This is a genomic window from Marinobacter sp. CP1 (assembly GCF_001266795.1).
Taxonomy (GTDB): Bacteria; Pseudomonadota; Gammaproteobacteria; order Pseudomonadales; family Oleiphilaceae; genus Marinobacter; species Marinobacter flavimaris.
Window position 1 is genome coordinate 4,593,736 of the sequence record NZ_CP011929.1, and the last position, 24,398, is coordinate 4,618,133.

Below are 24,398 nucleotides of genomic sequence, written 5' to 3' on the forward strand. Positions count from 1 at the left end.
ATATTCAAGATGCTTGATGGAAGCGCATTGTCATGATCACCAGCGTAATCGTAATCTTGTTACTGCTTCTGGCCTTCAGCGGGTTCTGCATTGCCTACTGGCAGCTGCTGCTCTGCCGCCGTGAAGCCCGGATTCTCAATTCCCATCGGGTGGCGGCACACAGCGCCATCCAGAAGAGCAGAATGGACCTTCTTGAGGTTCGGAACCGGGCCCGGCTGCTGGAGGACTCCGTTTCCGGCGGTGCCAGTGCGGTGGAGAAGCTTCACAAGGCGATCTCCAACACCACATTCGGGCTGATTGATCTGTTCTCGAAGGATGAAGAATTCCGGCAGACGGCCCGTAAAGCACGGGCCACCCATGACCAGACCAGTCAGCAGATTTATCGAACCGTGCGCACCACCAACAAGGCGCTCCACATCCTCGCGGACACCCTGATCATCGGCAAGGCCGAAAAACGGCTCGCTTCACGCAAAGGACAAAAGCCCCCCGGCTCAGACGACGGTCAGTGAGTTCCCGGGTCAGAGCTTTTCGAAGCGTTTCAGAGTCGCGTCGACAGTCACCTCCAGTGACTCAAGGGCCGCGGCCCTCTCCAGGCCCTCGGCACTGGCGCGGTAAAGGTGTGGGGTCATGGCCAGCAGATCGGCAATGCTGGCCTGGTCCGGGAGGGTCAGCGGGAACCGTACCACGGTTGAATCCAGTTGCCGGAAGCCTTCCGGGGCCGCGCTCTCGAAATCTCCGGGTGGCTTCACTTCCGGGTAGATGACTTCTCGCAGCTCCCGCAGATGGTCCGCACCGGCATCCACCTGGATAACCTGGCCGCCGGGCTTGAGCACCCGGGCGAACTCGCTGTAAACCGGAAAACCAAACAGGCAAAGCACCAGATCCAGCGATTCCGGCAGTACTGGCAGGTTAGCGTTGCTGCCAACCACCCATCGAGTCTGCTTATCCTGTTTCGCCGCTGCCAGGACCGCCCATTTGGAAATATCAACGCCAATCAGGGCAAGGCCTGTGTCGCCGGCCACGGCCGAAAGGTGGCGAAGGTAATAGCCCTCTCCGGAACCGGCATCCAGTACTGAGCCAATCCCCCCACCCGGCAGCGCCTTCAGCGCAAGATCGCTCACGGCCTCGGCGATCTGTGTGTAGAAGCCTGCGTTCAGGAACCGTTGTCTGGCCGCGACCATTTCCTTGCTGTCGCCCGGGTCCAGGGTGCGTTTCTTCTGGACCGGCAGCAGATGCACGTAGCCCTGCCGGGCAACATCGAAGCTGTGGCCATTCTCGCACCGCCAGGTTTTTTCGCTGGGCGCGAGCGGGCAGCCGTCCAGTGGGCAGGCTAACGCGTCAAAAGGCATCGTGGTCATGGTTCGTGTATCCGCTTCAACAGTCGGGGCCGGGTATCATGGCAGGTATTTTGGTTTCACCCAAAAGAAAAAGGCACCCGAAGTTCTGTATAGTACATAGAACTGTGTAATTTTGATAAAAACCCCCTTAACTGGGGGTTTCTTTTTCCTGAAGACTGCACTATATGTATAGTAAATAATGTGTAATATGTGTAGGATTCAAGAATGTTTGCAACGAAGGTTACAGCCAAGGTAGTTCAGGACAAAAGTGGAGTGGCCACAGAGATCCCGGTCATTCTGACCGACCAAGGGGTTCTGGGGTCAGTCACAGATTATGTGCTTAGCCTTCACCTAAATGGCACCTCGCTTTCAACCATCACCAACCATATTCAGTCGATTAGACTCCTCATCGAGTTCATGGATGCCAACGAAGGCATGTTCCATGAACCCGAAGAGTTGTTCGCGGGCTTTGTCCGTCGGCTCTACAGCGGCACCATCGGTGAAGATGGATTAGACCCCTCTGGTCTTTATTGGATACCGGCCAGCACTGGCACGATAAATCGTCACATCGGCAATCTGACGAACTTCACCAATTGGCTCTCAGACAAAGGTCTGGCCAAGCCTCTTAATACCTTGCGCACGGCCACTCGACATGAGGAGCGCATCCAGTATGCCGCTTGGTTTAGGCGCAACCAGAACGATTTCCTCGGACACATTAAAGACACCTCGGTTAATACCACGGTAAAGAGAGCCCGCAGCATCAAGGGCAGAACACCTCTGGCAAAAACCAATGACGATGCCATCGCCTTCCCTACGGGAAAGTTTGAAGACTTCTACATGAAAGGCTTGGGAGGAGCCAAAGACCCGGGAGTTGCGCTGCGGGACAAGCTTATCGTGCTCCTGATGCACGCGGCCGGATTGAGGCGTAGCGAAGCACTGTTGCTTTGGGTCACAGATGTCTTTGAAGACCCCTCCGATCCGGATCGGGCAATCGTGAGGATCTACAACGAGATAGAAGGTATGGCACCTGAAGGATGGAAGTCCCGAAAAGGGATACAAACCCGCAAGGCGTACCTACAAGAAAAGTACTCACGCATACCGCGCCAGGAGATGCAAAACACCCAGGTTCTCGGCTGGAAATCCAAAACCCTAGACCACAAGGATGGTTACCTGGAGGCGTATTTCTTCCCGCAAGAGTTTGCCCGGGTATTCATGTCGCTGTGGCGACAGTATTTGGTTTTCCGAGCATCGGTGGAGTGCCATCACCCCTATGCGTTTATCAACTTCGATTCTCGGTATCTGGGCAACCCCTATACCTACAATTCCTTCAACCAAAACTATGCGGCTGGGTTAAGACGAATTGGTCTCGAACCCGACAAGACCGTAGGGTTAGACCCTCATGGCCATCGCCACAACTATGGCCGTCGATTGACGGATGCTGGGGTCGATCCGCTAATTCGCAAAAAGTGCCTGCACCACGCAAGCCTGGAGTCTCAGGTTCCTTACACCATGCCCTCCAGCGTGAAAGTCTCAGAAGCGCTGTCCCAAGCAACACAACAACTTCAGTTGGGATCGGATAAAGAAAAGACCCCCGCTTCTTTCGACTGGAAGACGTTGGCAGAACACGGCTTTGAAGACCTCGATCCAAACGGCCACTTCACCGGCAAGAATCCACGGTTAGGGAAACGATAACATGAGCAAGAAATCAGGAAGGAAAGGCTACACCACGGATCTGACGCTGGGGTGGGTGACTGAGGAACTGGGGCAAGACTGGCTGCAATGGCAGCAGTACGCCGTTGAATGGCTAAAAACGCAAGACAAAGCCGTAAGAGTGTATTTGGATGGTATCAGAAAGTTTCTTCTTTACCTGAACGCGAAGGCCCCGTATGCCGCTGACGTGGCCACAATGTTCAAGGGCCATCCGAGCGGCCACAAAGTATCCAGTGAAGAGTTTGAGGCCTTTCTGACTAGCGGTGGAGTGAATACAGAGGTCTATAAGTTCATTTCGTGCACGGTCGAATTCTGCGACTACATCCTCAACCACCATCTGATCGCCGAGGACGATAACGGCGTCGAGCGGCCCCTGTTCTCTAATCCGTTCGATAAAATCAAGAGAGATATATCAAACACCGAAACCGCCCACAGCCCGTTACCGTATCGCTATATCCAGCAAGCCAGGCACATTCTTTGCCCCTATCCAACCGATGACCCCGGCAATAAAACGCCATGGGTCGGGTTTCATTTCCGGGACTGGCGGTGGGCTATCGATCATCTTCAGGATGGCAATAAGGCGTGGATGGAAGTACATCCGGAGGTCATTGATCCCGATGATCCGGATTGCATTGCCCGTAAACGGATTGTGAACAGGAACAATAAGAAAGTTGAGATCCATGAGGTCTGGTCGCCTGTGATGGCGATGTTTCTATTTACTAAGCTCCATCTGCCCCTTCGTTCTTACCAGGTGCGGCTTCTAGACTCCGGTGAAGGCGATACCTGGCGCTACGAGCGCGGTCATTGGGTCGAGAACATCAAGCATCCATTCAGGTACGGAACCCCGAAACGCCCCTATCAGAAAGGCGTCTTCCGGCGCATTTATGACTCGATGACGGAGAGTTATGCCACCGGGCTGTATGTCTCGACCAACAAAACCGCCGACCAAAACAAAGACGAGCCTCAGCGCGGCTACACCATCCCCTGGCAGCACGAAGAACTGCTGTATTGGCTGGAAAAACTCCGCAACTGGCAAGAGAAATACAACCCGATTAACCGGTTGATCGGTGGTACAGAGCTTTCGCGTCGCGATCTTGGCGCAACCAAATCCAAGAAGCAATTAGCAGAAATGGGCGAGTTTGCCCTTTTGTTTCGGGACCGAAATTCTGCGTTCCCGATTGGCCACGTTTCTTTTGCTAATCCTTGGTATCGACTGTTGTCGAAACTGGAAGAAGAACTGTTCCAGTCAGGCCTGAGGATGAAGGATGGTGACCGTCTCCGGTTTGTGAAAGACTACGACGAGGACTACGAGGGTCAAGAATCATCCAAGGTGGCAACGGAATACCCGCTTCACAGCCTTCGAGTGTCGTTGATTACTTGCTACACCATGGACACCGATCTGCCGTTGCCGGTGATCTCCAAGCTACTGGCCGGTCATACCCGGCTGTTGATGACGATCTATTACAACAAGATCACGCCCTCGGTGATGGCCGAAAAAATGAGCGAGGCCGACTCCGCCCTAGTTGAACGCGGGGAAACGTCCCTGAAGAACTTTCTTGAGGACGCAGAGATGAGGCAGATCCAGCTTCGCACTGCGTCGCTCGGTGATACATACAACTCTGTCGAAGCCGTGCTGGCGAACCGGAATCCGATTGGCTGGGAAGAGCGGGCCACCGGTCTATGCCTGGTCGGCGGCAACTCCGTGCGTTCGGATGAACTGTCCACCGTTGGCGGCTGCTGGAACGGCGGCCCCCTCATTAAAGATGCTGCGTCGGCACACTCAAGGGTTTATGGCCCGGTACCCCATGGCCCTGAAAACTGCCCCCGCTGTCGCTGGCACATCACCGATGCGACCTACCTGCCAGCTCTGAATTCCAAGTTCAATCAAGTCAGCTACAAAGCGCACCAGGCGGCTGAACTGGCCGTCGAGATTGAAGGCCAATTAGAGGCTCTGAAGGATGAGATGTTCATCGCCGAAGAAGAAGATAAACCGTTTCTCAAGCACAGCGAACTTCAGGCGCTGGAGCGTCGGTACGAGAAGCAGCGCGTGGAGGCAGATGCGTACGCCAAAGACTACATCGCCATCTTCAATCTGATCAACAAAGTGGTACAGATCGAGAATGGGCGAACTGAGGGGGATGACAGTCAAAAGCTGATTGCCGTGGGATCTGCGGAAGACCTCAATGTCAGCATGAAATTCATCGAAACCGACTCGGAATTGCTTCACCTGTCCTTGCTCTGCGAGGACGCTGAATTCTACCCCGACCTTCAGGACGACCTGCGCAAGACGCCTGCGATTGCCAAGCGCACCAATGCCTTGAGCCGAATGATGGCCCGCTCCGGGTACAAGCCCGTCTTTCTGGAAATGGACGAAAACACACAGTTGATCGTGGGTAATGCGCTCGTTCGAAAGATGGCTAAGATCGCGGACCCAGACGACAGGATGGAAGGCTACCGAATCGCAACAAATTACATCGAAGCGCAAGAGTACCTGGAGAACGATGGGCTGCTGAAATCCGGATTTGAGGCAGTCAAACAAATCACCCCGATCACGCTGTCGTCAGGCGCTCTGAAGCGGATTCCGGCCTTGGAGGTGTCCGAATGAACATCGATGTTGATGCGATTCTGGACACCCTAAAAGACCGCAAGACCGCGAAGACGAAGGCATCTCTGGATAAGCTCCACGAAACGTTGAGCGCCTACTTCGACTCCGGTGCTCGGGACTTTTCCATCACCACCATTGGGCGCGTATCCGAGGAAGATGGCGGTGTGGGCTATCAGTCGATTCGTGCCACCGCGAATAAGCATTATCGGGATCTGGTCGAAGCGTGGGCCGCCAAGGCAAAGACCACCACGAAGAAGCCACCGGTGGGGCCACCCAAGAGAATGAGCCAGGACCACCAACTGCTGGAGCGCATTGATGACGCGGCGGTGCGTGCGCTGTTCGGACAGATCATTCGGGAGCGGGATCGCTACAGAAGCGAAGCGAACATGCTCAAGAGCACAACCGAGATCGTGATTGATAAGCGTCCCACGACCTATGTGGAGCCCCAGTCTGAAGCCAGCGTGGAGCTGCTGCCCTCGTTAAAGGGGATCTGTTCGGAAAACGAGATCAAGGCGTTGCAAACCGTCTGCACCGAGGAATGGTTGGAGAAACTCGGATTTAGAGCGAACGCACTGGGCCAAGTGAAAGATGAGCTGGGTACGGAAATCCTGCCTCGCGGCTTCCTGACCGGGCTCAAGAAGATCCTGGGGGAAATGGATGAGTAATGGTCAGGAAAGAGCACGTCAGAACCTGAGTGCCTTCCAGAGCTGGGCGGCCACCCAGACGGATGATGATTTTAAGCAGATCATCTTTCGGGGCCAGTTAAACCGTGGCGAAATGGCCAAAGCCATAGGCGTCGGAAAGAGCGCGTTGCGCCAGAACCCGGCCATTAAAACGGCACTGGAGAATCTGGAGCAGAGCTTGCGTGATCGGGGTGTTCTGCCAGAACTGACCGAAACTGCCCAGGCCCAGCGATCAGAACCGAAGCGCTATGATCCCAGCGTTAACCAAAGAGCCAGGGAATCGAGAAGGCTCTCAGTGCTGGAGCAGGAGAACATTGAGCTAAAGGCCCGGGTGGCAACCCTCGAAGCCAAGCTAAAACGTTACGGTGAACTGTCCGAAGTCCTCACAGAGTTCGGAGTCGCGCCCGATGCGTGAAGAGTATTTCCGTGTCACCAGCTGCCAGCATAGCGGCTATAAATACACGATCTTCACGGGCATTCCCCTTAAAGCCGACAGTTACAAAATCAATTCGGGCAAATACATCGTCAGCATCCGATGCGAAGACCAGTCCCTGCCTATCAAGCCGTCCGTTGGCCAGCAATGGCGGGTGCGTGGTGTGAGGACGCTGGAGAACGTTCAGGCAGGCGATTATGAGCTTCAGCAGCATTTGTATGACGCCCCAGCTGAGATGGAGTGCACGCTGCCGGAAACGGGTGAGACGCTGATCCGCTTTATTGCCAATGAAAAGGAGTTCACCGGTATCGGTGAGGCCAAAGCACGAGCCCTCTGGGACGCTTTTGGCAGCGATCTGCACCCCATGCTCCAGTCCGACACCTCCGAGCACAGAGGCCGTCTCAGCGAGGTTCTCAGCGAGGTTTCGGTAGCCGCGCTATACAAGGGCTACGCCAAGTACAAAAACCTTGCGCATGCGAACTGGCTGGCTTCTCTGGGAGTGCCGCTGAGCATTCAGCAACGCATCCTGAAATACCACGATAATCGCACCGTTGAGATACTCAAGAGCAATCCTTACGCATTGCTCGGATTCGGGATGTCTTTTCCCGATATCGATGCCATCGCTGAACAGATGGGCATGGAGAAATCGGCACCGGTGCGGCTCACCGCTGCTTTAGAAAGCGCGATACGAAAAGAGGTAGAAAAGGGGCACACCTACGCCTCCCATCAGGCGCTCAGGCCCGAGGTGATCAAGCTTCTGGGCGATAAAGCCCTGGTCGCAGAGGCGTTCGCCAGCGGTTATCGCAACGGCCAGTTCATTCTCAGGCCAGAAACCGGCACCTACCATCCTACCGCACAAATCATGATGGAGTCGGTCGTTGCCAAGCGGCTCAAGGCCTTGGCCGCCATCAAGGATGAAGATGGATCCGTCTTCAAGGCGCTCACCGAAGCCGTTCAGGAGTTGCCCTACGACCTGACTGAGCAGCAGCTCCGAGCGATCGAGTCGAGCCTGACAAATTCGGTGTCCTGCATCACGGGTGGTGCCGGTACGGGTAAAACCACGGTCCTTCGTACCGTGCTCAAAGCCTATGCCGCACTAGGCTATAAGGTTCATGCCGTCGCTCTGTCGGGGCGAGCAGCCATGCGACTGCACGAAAGCATCGGATTCTTCACCATGACAATTGCTCGCCTGTTGCGGGAAGAGCCGATCTCGCCGTCACTAGAACAGGCGCAGCATCTCCTGGTCATCGACGAAGCCAGTATGATCGACCTGCCGACCATGTATCGGATCGTAACGCACCTCGATCCTTCGGTACGCATCATCCTGACCGGCGATCCGAACCAGCTACCAGCCATCGGCTGTGGCAAAGTGCTCTCAGACATCGTTGAATCCGGCGCAATCGCTACAGTTGAGTTGAACATCGTCAAACGCCAAGAAGGCTCAACGGGCATCCCGGAATACTCGGCGACCATCAATCGGGGCGAGGTGCCTCCATCGCTATCGGTTGGCGCAATCACGTTCCACGAGACGCCTCCGCAGCAGGTGGTCGATAAGTGCAAATCCTTGTACGCGGAGTCACCCTATAACACCCAGATCATCGGAGCCACCAAGGTTCTCGTTGGGGAGGTGAACCGTCAGTGCCAAAGGCTGATCAATCCGGATGGGGAGCGCTTGCAGTTTAGACTGCATGGCGATGAATTCTTCCTCGATATGAGAGTGGGCGACCCGATCCTCTTCACCAGGAACAACTACACCATCGGCATTCAGAATGGGTCTCTTGGCACCTTATCCTCAACAGAGCGCGACACTCAGGATGGCCAGGAAACCTTTGGTGTCGTGACCCTGGATACCGGCGAAGACATTTCAATTACGGATGAAGTCTTCGATTGCATGGAGCTTGGCTACGGAATCACGCTCCATAAGGCTCAAGGAAGCCAGTTCCCGAGAATCATCGTGGCAGTCCAGAAGGGGCGAATCTCAGACCGTGCGTGGCTCTACACGGCGATTACCCGTGCCGAGGCAGAGATACACATTGTCGGGCAGGCTAGTGATTTTGCGTCCATCGTAAAATCGGTAAGCAATGCCACCAGGCGGGCGAGCTTCTTGAGGGAGTTGCTGGAAGAGAGGGATTCGGGGGTTAGCCATTAATGGCACGCCCCCGCATCGCCGGTCGCGGCCATCGGGACCTCTCCCTGTACCGCAACTTTATCTTAAACGATCATCGCTGGTCGTCAAATACCTCAGGTTCAGCTCAGTTGTTTAGTTAAACAAAAGTGAACATTCGCGTCGACCCGCACCAGCCCCAGAAAATCAAACAAACTTACTTTCCGCCGAAGCCCGATTTTTGCAACTACGGGCGCACCCAGTGCGGGGAATAAGGGTTAATGATGAAAATTACTCAGTGAATAACGGTTAGTTCTAAGGGGAGCAGGTCACAGTGGCACTTTAACCAAATCCGCGATTTACTATACGAGAAGATCTTTTCGTTGCCATCGCACAAGTAAGGTAAAAAGTGGTCTATACAGTTGGTGTGACCGGAGCGGCTGAGGGGATTTAGGGCAAGCCGGGGTTCTGCAATGAATCGATCTCTAAAGCGATTGTGAGCATTCGTATTGAGATTCCAAGTGTCGAGCAGACCGTCTAGGTGAGTAATTCTAATCAAATCTGGCGAGAAGATCGGAGCCCCGGAGATAGAGCCCCCGGGGCTGAGTAATCAGAATAGGTATGATCCACCAATGGATATTCCAGAAACTTCATACTCATCTTTATCGATGTATTGCATGTATTCTGCGTTCAAAACGACGTTGTCAGTCAAAGCCACATTGGCACCGACGCCGTAAGATAGGTCTGATTCGGATTCCGATGCCGAGACGCTGCCACCAGGGCCGGAGATCGTCGCAGTCAGTTCACCCTTCGTGAAGCCCAGTGCCACGTAGGGGTAGATTTGAGTTTCGTTGGGGATACCAAACAGGGCATATCCCCCGACGATGTAGTCCAGCTCAAGCTTCGCAGATATGGATCCGTTACTGGCTGTTTCGTCGGCAACACCAAAACCCGCGCGCAGCTCCGCTGAAACATACGGATTGATCTTAGCGCCGACTTTTCCGGACAGAGCACCCAAATCCAGTTCGTCATCCAGAGTGTCTTCGTCATAGGTGACGAAATTATAATTTGCTCCGACATATGCCTTCTGACCCATCTCTTCTGCTGTGACCAACCCTGAAATGGATGCCAGACAAAGTGCGCTTACCATGCTTAATGTTTTTCTCATTTTTGATCCTACTGCATTTCTATGAATTTAATCTCCACGATAACCTTACGCAAAGTGAGGCCGAGTTGGCCACTGCTTCATACTTAATTGCTAAGAGTATGTCCAGTTCATTCGCTTTGCGACCGTCCCGCATCCCAGGCAATACCTTAAACAAAAGCGAACATTCGCCTTGCTCTCAATTCACGCCCGTTCTCCTGGCTCAAACCTAAGAAATCCATCCTGTCTGGAGCAAACCAATTGGTCTAAAGCTGAGTTTCTGTGAGGGCTTTTGGTCGGCATAGGTGCCTGTAGAATTTATGGGCATATAATGAAAGCACCTCAAATCCGCAAAATGCTCGCGGTTTAATTTGCACGGTGCTGTGCACTTTTCACAAGGAATCCTTGTGGCTCATTGTTTTAGCGAAGAGCTTTTTCAGCCCCCTGGATTTTAATTGCAGAAATGTGCACAGATAAGCCGCGTGCAATCTTTTGACAGAGCCCGGGTTCGCAGAATAGTGGAAAGGCAGCTAGTATCCCTTTGAACTGGACTGAAAATTTGCACTGCGATTCAGATCTAGAATAAAGGAGCCGACTGGGTTTAGTGCGAATTCAGACAAAACAAGCTGTTAGGCAAGCGTGTATGCAGGATCAGCACGAAGCTCGACGAGAACAAGTAATCGAACGCTACCTCCAGGCAAGCTATGGTTTGTGGAACGCCCTTCTTACTGTGAATGGATTGATTCTCGCAGCGGCCACCTTGGTTTCTGCCGATGATCTTTCGAAGATCAAGGTCATTGTGGTCGTGCTTGCTCTACTATCAATTGCGTTGTTGACATATAACTATCTTGCAATGAAGAAGATGTATTTCCGTATCGGCAATGTAATGTCTGGGGATCCGGAAAAGCTCACTGATGAGCAGCGAGAAAAGGACATAAAACATTCTCTGTTGCAGTACCGGCTGTCGAATTTGTCAGAGAACAGCTGCTTAGTTCTGCTAGTAATTCAGGCAGCGCTTCTGGTGGTGAGCTTGGCCTACGGAGTCGCCTAACACACCTTGTCAGTTCGGTAAGTAGTTCATATTGTTACGAGGGGGGAGGTAAATGGACACGAAAGGACGGATGAAAAGAGCCCTGAGTGCAGTTGAAGACGCAATTTCTGCTCTTCAGAGCGCGAGGAACCGGTCAGGTGAAGGAAGCTCAGATATCGATCGAGCTATCCGTGAATTGGATGATGCGGAATCAGACATTCGGCGAGCTATCCGGGAGCTGCCTGAGAGCTAGGCATAACAGATACGGGCAAGGGACGCTCCTTTCGTCGCGCCCCTGCTGTTTGCGTTATTTGATTACGACAGGCCAATGCCGAGGAAATAGGTATGAGAACATTGATCGTTGGACTGGTTCTCACGGCCACCGGGACATTTGCTTTCGGGCAAGGCCAAAATCCGGCATTCGAGGCGATATGCAAAGATGTGAATACGCATGGATATCGCGACGCAACAGATTTTCGTGAAGACCAATCGGGCGGAGTTTGGACGACAGCGGAAAAGTTTGGGTCTACGTGGAAATTCACGTTTACTCCTCCTGACCAAATCCGTATTGATGAAAAAATGGGTTATGTCCTTGCGCAAAATCCTGGATTAGTAATTGTTGTAGAAGCCCCCGGAAATAATGGAAATGCCGCGGGGGTTTGGACGTATGCAATACATATTGGAATGCAGAAAGTTGTTGGGTCTCAAGTCAACGCATACGGCGGCTATGGAGCGCCAAGAAGCGGAGTAAAGGCGCGGTCTACGAATTTCGACTGTAATTTCCAGCTAAAATAGGCATGTCCCATAACCATCGCAGGCACGGCGACGGCTTTACGTTGCGGCTTCGCCTCCATTCCAAAACCGCGCATACTGTCTGCATTATTGCCAAAACAGAATGTCCGCTTTGCGATCAGAGCTACGGGCGGCCAATTTATTGTGGCAATCTCCAGCTACAGTATGAGTATGGTGGTACGACCATTACTCACTTTTAAGCATCCCCGAGGAAGTTATCTGTATCTGTGCTCTCACTCGATCACATCGCTGGTCGTGAAATACCTCGGGTGAATCGCCGCTTGCGGCGAGAGGGCAGAGCCCTTGGAGCAAGCGCTCCTATTTTTACACACCAAATTACACACCGTGTAAAAATGAAAAATGCCCCAAAAGCCTTTGCTCATGGGGCATTCACTCACTCACCGACAGAAGTACACAAAATTCACTATATACTCCCTCGCGGTGCCTTTTTTCAAGCATGACAGAAAGTTACATAACTTTCTTCAGCTCTTCCTCAAGTTGCGGAACTGCTTCGAACAGGTCCGCTACCAGGCCGTAATCGGCAACCTGGAAGATCGGCGCTTCTTCGTCCTTGTTGATCGCAACGATCACCTTGGAGTCAGACATACCGGCTAGGTGCTGGATGGCACCGGAAATGCCCACGGCGATGTACAGCTGCGGAGCAACAATCTTACCGGTCTGGCCAACCTGCATGTCGTTCGGTACGAAACCGGCGTCAACAGCAGCACGGGATGCGCCAACAGCGGCACCCATCAGATCCGCTACCTGCTCCAGCATCTTGAAGTTGTCGCCGTTCTGCATGCCGCGACCACCGGAAACAACGATACCGGCGCTTGCCAGATCAGGACGATCGGATTTGGCCAGCTCTTCGTTTACGAACTGGGACAAACCGGCGTCTTTAACAACGTCCAGCTGTTCGACGGCAGCGGAGCCACCTTCACCAGCAACCGGATCAAAGGCCGTGGGACGAACCGTAACCACCTTGATGCTGTCACTGGATTTCACAGTGGCAATGGCGTTACCCGCGTAGATCGGGCGAACGAAGGTGTCTTCGGACTCAACACGCATAATGTCGGAAACCTGGGCAACGTCCAGCAGTGCAGCAACGCGCGGCATGAAGTCTTTGCCCACGGTGCCAGCGGCGGCCAGGATGTGGCTGTAGCCCTTGCCTACTTCGGCAACCAGCTCACCCAGGTTCTCGCCCAGGAAGTGACCATAAGCAGCGTTATCGGCAACCAGTACCTTGTTAACGCCTTCGGCCTTGGCAGCTGCTTCAGCAACGGCACCACAGTTCTCACCGGCAACCAGTACGTCGATGTCTCCGCCGATGGCCTTGGCAGCCGCTACAACATTCAGGGTAGCCTGTTTCAGGCTGCTGTTGTCATGTTCAGCAATTACAAGGATGCTCATTTAGATCACCTTCGCTTCGTTCTTCAGTTTATCGACCAGCTCGGCAACGTCGGCCACTTTCACACCCGCCTGACGGGAAGCAGGCGCTTCAACCTTCAGGGTGGAAAGGCGCGGAGCGATGTCGACACCCAGATCGGCCGGGCTCATGTTGTCCAGCGGCTTCTTCTTGGCCTTCATGATGTTCGGCAGAGAAGCGTAGCGCGGCTCGTTCAGACGCAGGTCGGTAGTGACAACCGCAGGCAGGTTCAGGGCAACGGTCATCAGACCACCGTCTACCTCACGGGTTACGTTAACCTTATCGCCCTCAACAACCACTTCGGAAGCGAAAGTGCCCTGACCCATGCCGGTCAGCGCGGCCAGCATCTGGCCGGTCTGGTTGTTATCGGAATCGATGGACTGCTTGCCAAGAATGACCAGCTTCGGCTCTTCTTTCTCAACAACAGCCTTGAGCAGCTTGGCCGCTTCGAGAGACTGAACCTCCTCGTCGGTTTCGACGTGGATACCACGGTCCGCACCCAGCGCCAGTGCAGTACGGATCTGCTCCTGGGAGGCTTTCGGGCCAATGGATACCACCACGATTTCACTGGCAACACCCTTCTCTTTCAGGCGAACGGCTTCTTCAACCGCGATTTCGCAGAACGGGTTCATTGCCATCTTGACGTTGGCGAGGTCAACACCGGTGTTGTCCGGCTTGACGCGCACCTTTACGTTGTAGTCGATTACTCGTTTTACAGCGACCAGAACCTTCATAGATTCCTCGTTCTTCTACGATGGGTTTATGACTTGCAGTCCTCGCGTAGAGCCTGCCGAAATTCAATGCGCACTAATAATGGAGGCAACACTCAGCAGAATCAATAGCCTCAAACGACGCGCCAGGACTGAACTTTCAGCCAATTCCCCGGTATTGACCGGGAAAGGCAATGAGACGATACTAGATTTCGACTCAAAACACACCATGTTTCAGTGTGCTCTTACAATGCCAAAGGAAGGGCCGAATTTCAAACAAACGTTTGTTTGATTCTTCAAATACGGTATCCTTTTGGTTATGCAAGTCGGGTAAACCGGCTTGAGGCAGTCGTCTATAGGCACTTTTACCGGTATGATGGCGGCCCAGAAAAACTCGCCTGCGGGCACATAATATCCATTAAAGATGTTTGAGGAGACCAACGTGGAACGCGAATCGATGGAATTTGATGTTCTGATCGTCGGCGGCGGCCCGGCGGGCCTGTCGGCAGCGTGCCGTGTCATGCAGTTGGCACAGGAAGCTGGCGAGGAACTCACCGTATGCGTGGTAGAGAAAGGTTCTGAGATCGGCGCGCACATTCTGGCCGGTACCGTATTCGAGCCCACTGCCCTCAACGAACTCTTCCCGGACTGGAAAGAGAAAGGCGCTCCGCTGAACACGCCGGTTACCCGTGACGACATTTTCCTGCTGAAAAATCAGGAAAGCGCCACCAAGATCCCCAATGCGTTTGTGCCCAAGAACATGCACAACCATGGCAACTACATTATCAGCCTGGGTAACCTGTGCCGCTGGCTCGCCGAGCAGGCGGAAGGCCTGGGCGTTGAGGTCTATCCCGGTTTTGCCGCCGCCGAGACCATCGTTGAAGACGGTCAGGTTAAAGGCATTATCACCGGTGATATGGGCGTTGCCCGTGACGGTTCCGAAAAAGACGGCTACATGCCGGGCATGGAACTGCGCGCCAAGTACACCCTGTTTACCGAAGGCTGCCGTGGTCACCTGGGCAAGCGCCTGGTCAACGAGTTCAAGCTTGATGAAGGCAAAGACCCGCAGCACTACGGTATCGGTATCAAGGAACTGTGGGATATTGATCCGGCCAAACACGAGCCGGGCCTCGTAGTTCATACCACCGGCTGGCCCCTGAAAGAAACTGGCTCCACCGGTGGCTCTTTCCTGTATCACCTCGAGAATGGCCAGGTATATGTGGGCTTGATCACCGATCTGTCTTACAGCAACCCGCATCTGAGCCCGTTTGAGGAATTTCAGCGGCTGAAGCTGCATCCGGAAATCAAGAAACACCTGGAAGGCGGCAAGCGCGTTTCCTACGGCGCCCGTGCAATTACCAAGGGTGGCTACAACGCTCTGCCCAAGATGAGCTTCCCGGGTGGTCTCCTGCTGGGCTGTGATGCGGGCACGCTGAACGGTTCCAAGATCAAGGGCTCCCACACCGCCATGAAGTCCGGCATGTTGGGCGCCGAGGCAGTTTTCGAAGCGCTGAAGGACGGCAAGAGCGGCGAAGAGATCAGCAGCTTCCAGAAGAAATTTGAAGACAGCTGGCTGTTCAAGGAGCTATACGCAGAGCGTAACTTCGGCCCGGCGATGCACAAGTTCGGCAATATAGTCGGTGGCGCCATCGCCTACTTTGAGCAGAACATCCTGCGCGGCAGCCTGCCGATTACCTTCCACGATACCACTCCGGATTATGCCACCATGAAGCCGGCAGCCGAGTGCAAGAAGGTGACCTATCCCAAGCCGGATAACACCCTGACCTTCGATCGTCTGTCCTCGGTGTTCATTTCAAACACCAACCACGAGGAAGATCAGCCGGTTCACCTTAAACTGACCGATCCGGAACTTCCGATCCGCGACAACCTGCCTAAATACGATGAGCCTGCGCAGCGCTACTGCCCGGCTGGTGTTTATGAAGTTGTCGAGAAAGACGATGGCGGCGGAAAGCGCTTCCAGATCAACGCCCAGAACTGTGTTCACTGCAAGACCTGCGACATCAAGGATCCTGCACAGAACATTAACTGGGTAACTCCGGAAGGGGGCGGTGGCCCGAATTATCCGAACATGTAAGTCCGGATTCCGGTAGAAAACGGCCCCTCGCGGGCCGTTTTTTTTTGGCATAAAAAAACGGCTCCCGAGGGAACCGTTTTTCGTTGCGCTTCAGAAAAGCTTAGTGAGCGTGGCCGTGCTCTTGCTCTTCGTCAGTCGCGTCGCGAGCTTCTACCACTTCTACGTCGAAGTGCAGAGTCTGGCCAGCGAGCGGATGGTTGGCGTCGATGGTGACGGTTTCGTCGCCAACTTCTACCACACGAACGACCTGGGGGCCGCCCGGGGTCTGCGCCTGGAACTGCATGCCCGGCTCGATGGTATCGACGCCTTCAAATGCAGAACGCGGAACCGGCTGGATCAGCTCTTCGTTAACTTCGCCGTAGCCTTCAGCAGGTTCTACAGAAACCTTAACCTGATCGCCTGCGTTCTTTTCGTTCAGTGCACTTTCCAGTCCACCGATAATGTTCTGTGCACCTTCCAGATAAGACAGAGGCTCACGACCTTCTACACGGGAGGAATCAAGCTGCTCTCCCTGATCGTTGGTGAGCGTGTAATGGATGGTGACAACACGAGGTTGGGCCATGTGATCTCCTTGCGTGTCCGCAATGACTGTTTAATTGATTTAGGCAATCGAAAGTGATCGTGAACAGCCAGACTGAACAGAGGGACTAACGACCACCGGGCCTCGTTAGAGAGCCAGGCTCATAACAAGTATGAAAACACAGTTTAACAACTGAGCTAATGCGTTTTCTACCGTAATTCTGGGGCCGCGGTACGGGTTTTCAACCACCCTGCCCGATTTTGTAGAAAATTCCGTGGCTGAATACCCCGAGAACCGGGTGTCCGTCTTCATTCCGTTCCACAACATGCTCCGCCAGGTCGTAATAGGCTGCGGTTACCAGTCGCGCTTCGACCCCATGGCGAACCTTTACCACGGGTCTTGGCTCATCGGAGCCCGGATAGGTGGTCACTTCCAGTGGATGGTCCTGGCCGATCTCAAGGGTTTCGCCGACATTGGTGGTCAGGGAAATGACCTGACGGTCGCTCTCTCCAGTCACGGTCAGGGAATGGGCGAGCAACGGCGCATCCTCGACTTGGATGCGCCACTTTTCAACGGGCGTCACCAGGTAGTATTCGCCGTCGCTTTCCCGGCGGAGAATGGTGGAAAACAGACGTACAATTGCTTCTCGGGCCAGCGGCTCGCCTTTGAAGATCCACTGACCATCGCGGCTGATGCGAAGATCCATATCCCCGGAAAGCTCGGGGTCCCACTGATCAATGGGTGGATTCCCGACCTTCTTCACGGTTTCCTCCACCTGCTTTGCAAGATTATCCGGATTCATGCTCATAACGGTGGCTCCCGGCCATCTGAATTACAACCCGCGCATCCACTCCGCGCGCAACGGTGCTGCACCGGGGTTGGTAATGGCGAGGTTTACCTGGTCCAGCATTTTCTGCTTGTCACGGCCCAGCGTGCCTTTCAGCACGAGGTAATTTGAAGCGTGATCACTGCGGAAGATGGTCTTATCCAGCTCAAGATGCTTCAGGAAGAGGCGTATCTCTTCAAAGAGCCCTTTTTGGGACAGCGGCACGAAATCGTCTCCGAAGCCCTCCCGGAAACGTTCTTCTCCCTGAGGGAAACTGACCACGAGGGTGGAAAGATAATCCGGCTGTGTCTCGTTGCAGAGCGTTGCGGTATTGATAGCGTGCTGGCGCGAAAGGTTTTCTCCGCCCAGCCCATTCAGCACCATGACAGAGCTCGTCAGGCCCGCTTCACGGATTTTCAGCAGTGCCGAGCGGGTGGATTCCCAGGTTTCGCCCTTGTTGACCCGGCGCAGGATTTCATCATCGCCGGATTCCATACCGACATAGAGAATTTCAAGGCCTGCATCCTTCAGTTGAGCCAGTTCTTCCACGGTCTTTTTCGCGAGGTTGCGGGGCAGACAGTAGCTGGAAACCCGCTGAAGATCCGGAAAAGCCTCCCTGAGCTGACCCAGTATTTCCAACAGGCGACGGGTCGGCAATACCATGGCATCACCGTCTGCAAGAAAAACTCGGCGCACGCCACCCAGGCTGCGAGCCGCATTACGGATGTCCTGGAGCACATCTTCAGGCTTGCGGGCCCGGAATTTCTTTTGCGGCTGCGTATACATCTCGCAAAACGTGCACTTGTTCCAGGAGCAGCCGTTGGTGACCGGCAGGATCAGTGACTTGGCTTCACTGGGAGGCCGGAAGACCGGCTCCACGTAGTCGATTGGAAAGCTGTACATAGTCGGGCTCGGATTTGAGGATTCAGAAATTACTTACTGGCGATATCAGGGCAGAAACTGGGCTTTCAAGTCAGCGCAACCGGGACCGACTACTGGCATATCCAGCATGACGGCCTGGGAGGTCATGAACGGAATGCCCCGGCGGTGTGCGTCAACCAGAAGCGTGGCAAGCCCTCCCACCAGGGGCATGTGGGAAACGATCAACAGGGGTGATTCGTGATGCTCAATCAATGCATCAAGGCAGGCTGCCGGGTCGTCGTCCGGAGTGATAAACATCTTTTCTTCAACGGGACAATTGAGAATTTCGGAAACGATCGCCGCCGTTTGCCTGGCCCGCACATAGGGGCTGCTCCAGACCAGCTTCGGTCGCCAGGGCGACTCCGCGATGCGAGCGGCAACCTCAGCCACGCCAAGCCGGCCGGCCTCTGTCAGTTCACGTTCCTGATCCAGCGTATGCCAGCCAGCTTCCCCATGGCGCATGATGAGCAGTTGCAAGGGCTCTCTCCTTTCCGGCCTGGTCCCGGTTCAGCGGGCCTGTTACTGGCTGATGGTCCGCGGCAGTATAAATTCTACGTCGGAATTCTGGACCGACATCATGAGGCTATTGATGACCGCCTTGATTGAAGCGTTGTCATAGAGGATCTCGTAAAGCCCACGAACCAGTGGCATGTAGATCCCGATGGCCTCGGCTTTCTGCTTGACGAGCTTCAGGGTATAGATACCTTCGGCCACCTGCCCGAGCTCCGCCACGGCATCGTCCAGTTTCTGGCCCTGGCCAACGGCATAACCCACTCGAAAGTTCCGGCTCTTGGATGAGGTGCAGGTCACGATCAGATCACCGACACCCGCCAGCCCCATGAATGTCATTGGGTTGGCGCCGAGGCTGACGGCAAACCGGCTCATCTCTGCAAGACCGCGGGTAATCAGCATGGCCTTGGCGTTCTCACCCATTTCCAGGGCGGAGGCAAGACCCGCAACAATCGCATAGATGTTCTTCAGTGCCCCGGCGAGTTCCACGCCATACACATCCACGTTCGCGTAAACGCGAAAATACTCGCACCCAAGGAGGTCCTGAACCGAGCGGCGTACATCCGGATCCTTGGCGGCAATAACAGTGGCGGTCAGATCCCGGTTTACGATTTCACCAGCCAGGTTGGGGCCACTGAGCACGCCAGTACGACAACGAGGGATCTCTTCCTGCAGAATCTCGCTCATCAGTTTGAAGCCGTGCTCTTCAATCCCCTTGGTGAGGCTGATGACAATTTGCTCGTCGCGGAATTTGTCGCTGTTCTCGCGGATAACGGCCCGAAAGGCTTTGCTCGGAATGGCAACAAAGACGATCTCGGCCTTGCTGACAGCGTCCGCCAGGTCTGTGGTGGGCTGAATGTCACCGGTCAGCTCAATGCCTGGCATGTAGCGGCTATTGATTCGGGTGCTGCGGATCTCTTCGGCCTGGGCTTTGCCACGCATCCAGAAATGAACACGGTGACCGTTTTCACCCAGCACCTTGGCCATGGCAGTACCAAAACTGCCACCGCCCAGAACCGCCACATCATGTACTGGCGCGGCTGCCTCAGTGTTCCGGGGCGTCGATTGTTCAGACATAGTTCTTCCGTTCTGTCAGATCAGGTGTGATACCGGCAATGTCGCACCAGGGCGGCGCAGTTAACCGGGCTCTTCACATTCCAGAGCGCGCACCAGATTCTTGAATTCTTCCCTGTTTCGGCTGTTCAGGCCCATCAGCACTTTATGGGCATCAAGAACCTTGTCTCGAACCTGTTGTTCGCTGGCCCTGAGTAAGGGAATCTCTTCAAGCTCTTCAATTCGGGACGCGGGTTCTCGCACAATAATAAAGATCTTGTCGAAACCCATGGAAGTGATAATGCGGGTAATATCGGGATTGGTCGAAATAAGTGTGGGCAGGAAGTTGCTCTGTTTCTGGGCCGCCATCGCGATCTTGGCAAGCAGTCCGAGTGTGGTGCTGTCGATAATCTCGGTCTCGGTCAGGTCGATCACCACGGTCTTGAACTCCGGGTCCTGGGTGATGGACTCAACCAGATTGTCCAGCGTCGAACACAGGTTCAGCCGGATTTCCCCAATAAACTTCAGGACATAGATGCCCTGTTTTTCAGCTTGCAGGATCTTGTAACCAGCCATGTTTCACACTGCCACTAATTCGACGGGGTGTTATCTGATCCGTTCATGGTATCAGTTACCGATACGATAGCGATATCGTCCGGCAGCTCTGTGATCTGTTCCAGATGCAGAGCCTCGTTCAGAGAGGCGATAGTGTGACGACCTCCCGATACGAGTTCAAGTAGTGTCCGCTCCTTTTCATCCAGTCCCTTTTCCCGGATAACTTCCAGAATTCCATCCGAAAACAGGGTCAGATGAAACGGTTTGTTCAGGGGAACCTCATACACTTCCCATTCCGGCGTCTCAAACAGCCCTACCGGAAGCCCGCTTCCCTCGAGAAACGCAGCCTCCCCACCCTCAAAGGACAGGATAGGCATCGGGAAATGGGCGCCGACTGCATAATTCAATTTACGTTCGCTCAGGGAAATAATGCCAACGAATACGGTTACGTGTTTACCGAGGCCGGTATCCAGCAACTCGGAATTGATGCGTTCCAGGAATCGGTCCGGGTACAGGATATCTTCACTGGACCCCCGGCGAAGGTTTCGCTGCAAGCGGTTGGTCAGGTTCTTCAGCAATACGGTTACAAACGCGGAACTGGCGCCATGGCCGGAGACATCGGCGATGTACACCAGAACCTTGTCGTCGGAAATACGGAAGTAATCCAGAAAATCACCGCTCAGGTAGAGCGATGGCTTGATCATGTGGTCCACGTGCAGGCCACTCATCACCTGTTCGTGCTCCGGAAGCATCCGTAACTGGACCTTTCGGCCGGCACGCTGGTCTGCCCGCAGCTCGGCGATGCCGTCCCGCAGGTCACGATTTGCCTCTTCAAGCTCCTGCCGGTAAAGCTGATTCAGCCGGTTGACCCGGACCCGGTCGAACAATTTCCCGATAACGTCGTCCAGTGCGCCCTTGTCGTCGTTGCAGGGTTTGAGGACAAAATCCGCCGCCCCGGCCCTGAGGGCGCTGACCACATCGGCGCTGGACTCGCTGGACGAACAGGCGACGATCGACGTGAATGTTTCGGCTTCTTCCAGGCGATTGGCGAGATCCCGGATGGACTCCGGAGGCAGGTCTGCAAAGATGACATCGGGAATGTTATCGTCAAAAAGCGCCTTGGCGCTGGCGAGATCCCGGTAGCCGGTTACGTAGAACCCCCTCGCTTCAAGGTAACGGGCGAGATCCGTACGGGCCTTTTCATCGGCGTCTATTATAAGTATGCGCTCGGTGCGCGAGGTCATGGCGACTGCCCTAAACTACCAGCGATAAACGATAAATTGGCTTGATTAAGCCTATTCTGGCACGCCCCTGTGATATAACAAGGCCAAGTTCATGAAATCGGAGGATTCCATCTGATGCGACGTGCCGTAAACGATCTACTCGGAGCCTATGACAAGCTGATCATGGATCCGGTTCACGGAGGCATTCCGCTTTACCGGCACGAGATCCAGGTTATTGATCACCCACTGTTCCAGCGACTGCGAAACATCTGCCAGAACGACATCCTGAGCCTGGTCTTTCCCGGCGCAACCCATTCCCGCTTTCTGCACAGTATTGGTGTGATGCATGTGGGCACGCGCATGTTCCGCTCGATGATCGACGCCTACCTCAGGGAGCGCCAGCTCAGCGAGCAAACCGACCTGAGCCTGAGCCAGCTCGACGCCATCGACTATCTGGCCAAAACCATCCGGTTGGGCTGTCTTCTGCATGACAGCGGGCATTCAAGTTTTTCCCATCAGTTCACCCAGGCCCGGCGCATTCGGGAACTGATGTCCCGTCCCGGCCGCTTCCGGGCTCTGTGGCGCGGCGTGGATTATTCCGCCTACCACCCGGAAGAACCCGATGAGCTGGAACACGAACATTATTCCGTGCGTGTCGCCCACGATGTGCTCATGGCGGTGGATCTCGAAAGTGCCGGGCTTTTCGCCCGGGACGTTATCGGCATTATGGAAACGACGGACGTAAAACCCAGCGAGACGTTCTGTCGTCATGCCCGCACATTCTGGGCCTTTATTGCGGGAGGGGATGCCGCGGCGGGATCACCGCTCAGCGAAAACATACCCGGGCTGGTGATGGATCTGCTGTCATCGATTGTATCCGGCGAAATCGACGCTGACCGGGCCGATTACATGCTGCGGGACGGCTTTCACTCTTCGGTAACCATTGGCGGTTTCAATCTGGACCACCTTCTGAGCAACCTGCGTTTTGGATGGGATGTGTCCGAACCCTGGCTGGGGCTGGCCATAACCCAGAAAGGGTTGGGGGCGCTCGAGGACTTTGTCTACAGTCGCCACCAGATGTACCGCAAGGTTTACGCCCACAAGACCGCGCTGGGCTTTGACTGGCTGCTTCGGGAAGCGATCAACGAAGTGCTCGATGACCCGGAGAACTTTGAATGGGTGGATACCTGCCTGAGCGACATGGCCTACTTTGCAGAACTGACCGACAACTTCTTCTGGGAGGCGTTTCGGAAAGTGGCCCGCAAGCACCCGAAGAGTTTCTCGTTCTGCATTGTAAACCGGGTGAAACTGAACCATCTGGATACCCGGGAAGACCTCTCAGCCAGGGGGATCGAACGTCATAGCGCATGGTTGGCCGAAGAGCTTTCTCTCAGCCCTGCCCAGGTAGTGACCTGTTCGATGCGGGCGCGCTTCTCGAACATTCAGGACAACTTTAACGGCATCAAGGTGCTCGTGCGCGAACCTATCCTCCGCACCCGGTCGTTGAAGAAGATCACCGACGTCAGCGCCTTCTTCAGCAAGTTCAGTGACGGCACCATCACGCATTTCTATACCCGGCCCGATGTGACCACCGGTAACCAGGAGTCTCTCACTGAGTAGTGGGAGCGGTCGTCAGTTCGGCAACCAGTCCGCAGGCACTGTCGAACGCGCCTTCTACCCGGCCGCCACTGAGCCAGTCGCCTGCGAGCCCGATCTTGTAATCCGGGAACCATAGATGGCCAGGGTGTTCTCCGCCTTCAGAACGCGCGTAGAGCCAGCGATGGGTAACCACTTCGTCCGGACCGGTATCGAAGCCGGTCGTTTCACGAAACGCAGCCAACAGTTTTTCGGCCACTTCCTCGGCTGGTGTATCCACATTGTCTTCGGTCCAGGCTGGGCTGGCGTGCAAAACCCACCACTGGCCCTCGTCGTCTCGACCGGGCTTGCTGGAGTTGTTGGCCACCCAGAACAGCGCCGGGTGCTTGCAGCGCATGCCTTCGTGATGCGGCCAGGGCGATACCGGGAAGTGGGCGGCAACGGCCCAGCATGGCAGAACCCGGCTCACCGGCTCGTCCAGGTGGGAGGCCAGAGCGTCGAGGCCACTGTCCGCCAGCAACTCCCGGGCTTGTGCCGGAGGCGCGGTAACGATAACTGCATCAAAATCGCCGAGGTGCGAGCCGGCGGTGGAAAAGAGCGACCAGGACTGGTCGTTTCGGGCCAATCTGGCAACGCGTGTCTCGGTAACAACGTGAGCGTGTCCGGACAGGGCCCGGGTAATCGCTGTCATGCGGGGAATACCGACGTAACGGGTCTCCTCAGGGAAGGACTCCCATTTATCAGCATTCGTCTGGAAACCAAACCGTCCTTCCCACGGTCCGAAGCTTTCAGGGCCGGCAAATTTATGGAGAAACGGCAGGAAATCCGGGTTCCGGGAGGTGAAGTATTGCGCGCCCATATCTGCTGACCCGCCGGTTACCCGCTTCGCAGCGAGCCTGCCACCCGGTCCCCGGCTTTTTTCGAAGACCGTAACGTCATGGCCGAGACCGCGCAGCTGGATAGCGGCGGTCAGCCCGGAGAGGCCTGAACCGACAATGGCGATACGGCGTATAAGTGACGAATCAAAGGTTTGATTAAACATGATTTATCGTGCATCCAATTACAGTAGTGAGATCGTACTACTCTCCATGAAACACCAGCGGCATCAAGACTGAGTGTGCGATC

The 24,398-nt window shown here is 54.8% G+C and carries 22 protein-coding genes; 10 read left to right on the forward strand and 12 right to left on the reverse strand.

Features of this window, described 5'->3' with window-relative positions; all coding sequences use genetic code 11:
• Positions 1-32: 32 nt before the first annotated feature.
• Positions 33-509 (forward strand): hypothetical protein, encoded by a 477-nt coding sequence (locus tag ACP86_RS21125; RefSeq protein WP_008171621.1) that lies wholly within the window; start codon positions 33-35, stop codon positions 507-509.
• A 9-nt stretch (positions 510-518) separates the two neighbouring features.
• Here the strand turns inward: ACP86_RS21125 and ACP86_RS21130 are convergent, their stop codons facing one another.
• Positions 519-1,358: a putative RNA methyltransferase gene (locus ACP86_RS21130; RefSeq protein ID WP_053115342.1), complete on the reverse strand. Its 840-nt coding sequence runs from the start codon at positions 1,356-1,358 to the stop codon at positions 519-521.
• 204 nt (positions 1,359-1,562) lie between these two features.
• Here ACP86_RS21130 and gmtY point away from each other — a divergent pair, with 204 nt between their 5' ends.
• From gmtY to ACP86_RS21155, 5 genes are read left to right on the forward strand one after another with little or no spacing between them, the layout of a single operon-like run.
• A complete protein-coding gene (gmtY, locus tag ACP86_RS21135) occupies positions 1,563-3,029 on the forward strand; it encodes a gamma-mobile-trio recombinase GmtY (protein WP_053114191.1) in 1,467 nt (488 codons plus the stop codon).
• A gap of 1 nt (position 3,030) precedes the next feature.
• Entirely contained in the window at positions 3,031-5,652 is a 2,622-nt protein-coding gene (locus ACP86_RS21140; RefSeq protein ID WP_053114189.1) for a VPA1269 family protein, read from the forward strand.
• Positions 5,649-6,317, forward strand: coding sequence for a gamma-mobile-trio protein GmtX (gmtX, locus tag ACP86_RS21145; RefSeq protein ID WP_053114187.1), 669 nt, complete (start codon positions 5,649-5,651; stop codon positions 6,315-6,317). The genes ACP86_RS21140 and gmtX overlap by 4 nt, the downstream gene beginning before the upstream one ends.
• Entirely contained in the window at positions 6,310-6,750 is a 441-nt protein-coding gene (locus ACP86_RS21150) for a VPA1267 family protein (protein WP_053114184.1), read from the forward strand. Before gmtX ends, ACP86_RS21150 begins: the two co-directional genes overlap by 8 nt.
• Positions 6,743-8,917, forward strand: a complete 2,175-nt coding sequence (locus ACP86_RS21155; protein ID WP_053115343.1) for an AAA family ATPase — start codon at positions 6,743-6,745, stop codon at positions 8,915-8,917. The genes ACP86_RS21150 and ACP86_RS21155 overlap by 8 nt, the downstream gene beginning before the upstream one ends.
• A gap of 565 nt (positions 8,918-9,482) precedes the next feature.
• On the opposite strand, the gene ACP86_RS21160 is transcribed toward ACP86_RS21155, so the two are convergent.
• The gene (locus ACP86_RS21160) at positions 9,483-10,040 is read right to left on the reverse strand and encodes a porin family protein (RefSeq protein WP_082220562.1); all 558 of its coding nucleotides are present in this window, start codon (positions 10,038-10,040) and stop codon (positions 9,483-9,485) included.
• 619 nt (positions 10,041-10,659) lie between these two features.
• Between ACP86_RS21160 and ACP86_RS21165 the strand changes: the two genes are divergently transcribed.
• Positions 10,660-11,067 carry a hypothetical protein gene (locus ACP86_RS21165; protein ID WP_144422722.1) on the forward strand — a complete coding sequence of 136 codons (408 nt, stop codon included), beginning with the start codon at positions 10,660-10,662 and terminating at the stop codon, positions 11,065-11,067.
• 324 nt (positions 11,068-11,391) lie between these two features.
• Positions 11,392-11,841 carry a hypothetical protein gene (locus tag ACP86_RS21170; RefSeq protein WP_053114178.1) on the forward strand — a complete coding sequence of 150 codons (450 nt, stop codon included), beginning with the start codon at positions 11,392-11,394 and terminating at the stop codon, positions 11,839-11,841.
• Between the two features lie 465 nt (positions 11,842-12,306).
• Here ACP86_RS21170 and ACP86_RS21175 read toward each other — a convergent pair whose 3' ends face one another.
• Both ACP86_RS21175 and ACP86_RS21180 read right to left on the reverse strand, forming a co-directional pair.
• Positions 12,307-13,248 (reverse strand): electron transfer flavoprotein subunit alpha/FixB family protein, encoded by a 942-nt coding sequence (locus tag ACP86_RS21175; protein ID WP_053115344.1) that lies wholly within the window; start codon positions 13,246-13,248, stop codon positions 12,307-12,309.
• Positions 13,249-13,998 (reverse strand): electron transfer flavoprotein subunit beta/FixA family protein, encoded by a 750-nt coding sequence (locus ACP86_RS21180; protein ID WP_008171627.1) that lies wholly within the window; start codon positions 13,996-13,998, stop codon positions 13,249-13,251.
• 418 nt (positions 13,999-14,416) lie between these two features.
• Here ACP86_RS21180 and ACP86_RS21185 point away from each other — a divergent pair, with 418 nt between their 5' ends.
• Entirely contained in the window at positions 14,417-16,069 is a 1,653-nt protein-coding gene (locus ACP86_RS21185) for an electron transfer flavoprotein-ubiquinone oxidoreductase (protein ID WP_053115588.1), read from the forward strand.
• A 100-nt stretch (positions 16,070-16,169) separates the two neighbouring features.
• On the opposite strand, the gene ACP86_RS21190 is transcribed toward ACP86_RS21185, so the two are convergent.
• The 7 genes from ACP86_RS21190 to ACP86_RS21220 all read right to left on the reverse strand — a co-directional run bounded on the left by ACP86_RS21190 (position 16,170) and on the right by ACP86_RS21220 (position 21,698).
• Positions 16,170-16,631, reverse strand: a complete 462-nt coding sequence (locus ACP86_RS21190; RefSeq protein WP_008171631.1) for an FKBP-type peptidyl-prolyl cis-trans isomerase — start codon at positions 16,629-16,631, stop codon at positions 16,170-16,172.
• A 199-nt stretch (positions 16,632-16,830) separates the two neighbouring features.
• Positions 16,831-17,397 (reverse strand): DUF1285 domain-containing protein, encoded by a 567-nt coding sequence (locus ACP86_RS21195; RefSeq protein WP_008171634.1) that lies wholly within the window; start codon positions 17,395-17,397, stop codon positions 16,831-16,833.
• A gap of 24 nt (positions 17,398-17,421) precedes the next feature.
• Positions 17,422-18,318: a radical SAM protein gene (locus tag ACP86_RS21200; protein ID WP_053115345.1), complete on the reverse strand. Its 897-nt coding sequence runs from the start codon at positions 18,316-18,318 to the stop codon at positions 17,422-17,424.
• Between the two features lie 45 nt (positions 18,319-18,363).
• Complete coding sequence (locus ACP86_RS21205; protein WP_053115346.1) at positions 18,364-18,813, reverse strand: SixA phosphatase family protein; 450 nt, start codon at positions 18,811-18,813, stop codon at positions 18,364-18,366.
• 42 nt (positions 18,814-18,855) lie between these two features.
• Entirely contained in the window at positions 18,856-19,923 is a 1,068-nt protein-coding gene (locus ACP86_RS21210; RefSeq protein WP_008171642.1) for an NAD(P)H-dependent glycerol-3-phosphate dehydrogenase, read from the reverse strand.
• Between the two features lie 60 nt (positions 19,924-19,983).
• Positions 19,984-20,475 carry an STAS domain-containing protein gene (locus tag ACP86_RS21215; protein WP_053115347.1) on the reverse strand — a complete coding sequence of 164 codons (492 nt, stop codon included), beginning with the start codon at positions 20,473-20,475 and terminating at the stop codon, positions 19,984-19,986.
• Between the two features lie 14 nt (positions 20,476-20,489).
• On the reverse strand, positions 20,490-21,698 hold the full coding sequence (locus ACP86_RS21220; RefSeq protein WP_053115348.1) for a PP2C family protein-serine/threonine phosphatase: 1,209 nt from the start codon (positions 21,696-21,698) through the stop codon (positions 20,490-20,492).
• Between the two features lie 114 nt (positions 21,699-21,812).
• Here ACP86_RS21220 and ACP86_RS21225 point away from each other — a divergent pair, with 114 nt between their 5' ends.
• Positions 21,813-23,297 carry an HD domain-containing protein gene (locus tag ACP86_RS21225; RefSeq protein WP_053115349.1) on the forward strand — a complete coding sequence of 495 codons (1,485 nt, stop codon included), beginning with the start codon at positions 21,813-21,815 and terminating at the stop codon, positions 23,295-23,297.
• Here ACP86_RS21225 and ACP86_RS21230 read toward each other — a convergent pair.
• Positions 23,287-24,315: an NAD(P)/FAD-dependent oxidoreductase gene (locus ACP86_RS21230; RefSeq protein WP_053115350.1), complete on the reverse strand. Its 1,029-nt coding sequence runs from the start codon at positions 24,313-24,315 to the stop codon at positions 23,287-23,289. The genes ACP86_RS21225 and ACP86_RS21230 overlap by 11 nt on opposite strands.
• Positions 24,316-24,398 lie beyond the last annotated feature (83 nt).

What these genes read in the sequence shown, in the direction of transcription:
- ACP86_RS21125 (WP_008171621.1), top strand. Translation starts at nt 33, where the DNA reads ATGATCACCAGCGTAATCGTAATCTTGTTACTGCTTCTGGCCTTCAGC.
- ACP86_RS21130 (WP_053115342.1), bottom strand. Translation starts at nt 1,358, where the DNA reads ATGACCACGATGCCTTTTGACGCGTTAGCCTGCCCACTGGACGGCTGC.
- gmtY (WP_053114191.1), top strand. Translation starts at nt 1,563, where the DNA reads ATGTTTGCAACGAAGGTTACAGCCAAGGTAGTTCAGGACAAAAGTGGA.
- ACP86_RS21140 (WP_053114189.1), top strand. Translation starts at nt 3,031, where the DNA reads ATGAGCAAGAAATCAGGAAGGAAAGGCTACACCACGGATCTGACGCTG.
- gmtX (WP_053114187.1), top strand. Translation starts at nt 5,649, where the DNA reads ATGAACATCGATGTTGATGCGATTCTGGACACCCTAAAAGACCGCAAG.
- ACP86_RS21150 (WP_053114184.1), top strand. Translation starts at nt 6,310, where the DNA reads ATGAGTAATGGTCAGGAAAGAGCACGTCAGAACCTGAGTGCCTTCCAG.
- ACP86_RS21155 (WP_053115343.1), top strand. Translation starts at nt 6,743, where the DNA reads ATGCGTGAAGAGTATTTCCGTGTCACCAGCTGCCAGCATAGCGGCTAT.
- ACP86_RS21160 (WP_082220562.1), bottom strand. Translation starts at nt 10,040, where the DNA reads ATGAGAAAAACATTAAGCATGGTAAGCGCACTTTGTCTGGCATCCATT.
- ACP86_RS21165 (WP_144422722.1), top strand. Translation starts at nt 10,660, where the DNA reads ATGCAGGATCAGCACGAAGCTCGACGAGAACAAGTAATCGAACGCTAC.
- ACP86_RS21170 (WP_053114178.1), top strand. Translation starts at nt 11,392, where the DNA reads ATGAGAACATTGATCGTTGGACTGGTTCTCACGGCCACCGGGACATTT.
- ACP86_RS21175 (WP_053115344.1), bottom strand. Translation starts at nt 13,248, where the DNA reads ATGAGCATCCTTGTAATTGCTGAACATGACAACAGCAGCCTGAAACAG.
- ACP86_RS21180 (WP_008171627.1), bottom strand. Translation starts at nt 13,998, where the DNA reads ATGAAGGTTCTGGTCGCTGTAAAACGAGTAATCGACTACAACGTAAAG.
- ACP86_RS21190 (WP_008171631.1), bottom strand. Translation starts at nt 16,631, where the DNA reads ATGGCCCAACCTCGTGTTGTCACCATCCATTACACGCTCACCAACGAT.
- ACP86_RS21195 (WP_008171634.1), bottom strand. Translation starts at nt 17,397, where the DNA reads ATGAGCATGAATCCGGATAATCTTGCAAAGCAGGTGGAGGAAACCGTG.
- ACP86_RS21200 (WP_053115345.1), bottom strand. Translation starts at nt 18,318, where the DNA reads ATGTACAGCTTTCCAATCGACTACGTGGAGCCGGTCTTCCGGCCTCCC.
- ACP86_RS21210 (WP_008171642.1), bottom strand. Translation starts at nt 19,923, where the DNA reads ATGTCTGAACAATCGACGCCCCGGAACACTGAGGCAGCCGCGCCAGTA.
- ACP86_RS21215 (WP_053115347.1), bottom strand. Translation starts at nt 20,475, where the DNA reads ATGGCTGGTTACAAGATCCTGCAAGCTGAAAAACAGGGCATCTATGTC.
- ACP86_RS21220 (WP_053115348.1), bottom strand. Translation starts at nt 21,698, where the DNA reads ATGACCTCGCGCACCGAGCGCATACTTATAATAGACGCCGATGAAAAG.
- ACP86_RS21225 (WP_053115349.1), top strand. Translation starts at nt 21,813, where the DNA reads ATGCGACGTGCCGTAAACGATCTACTCGGAGCCTATGACAAGCTGATC.
- ACP86_RS21230 (WP_053115350.1), bottom strand. Translation starts at nt 24,315, where the DNA reads ATGTTTAATCAAACCTTTGATTCGTCACTTATACGCCGTATCGCCATT.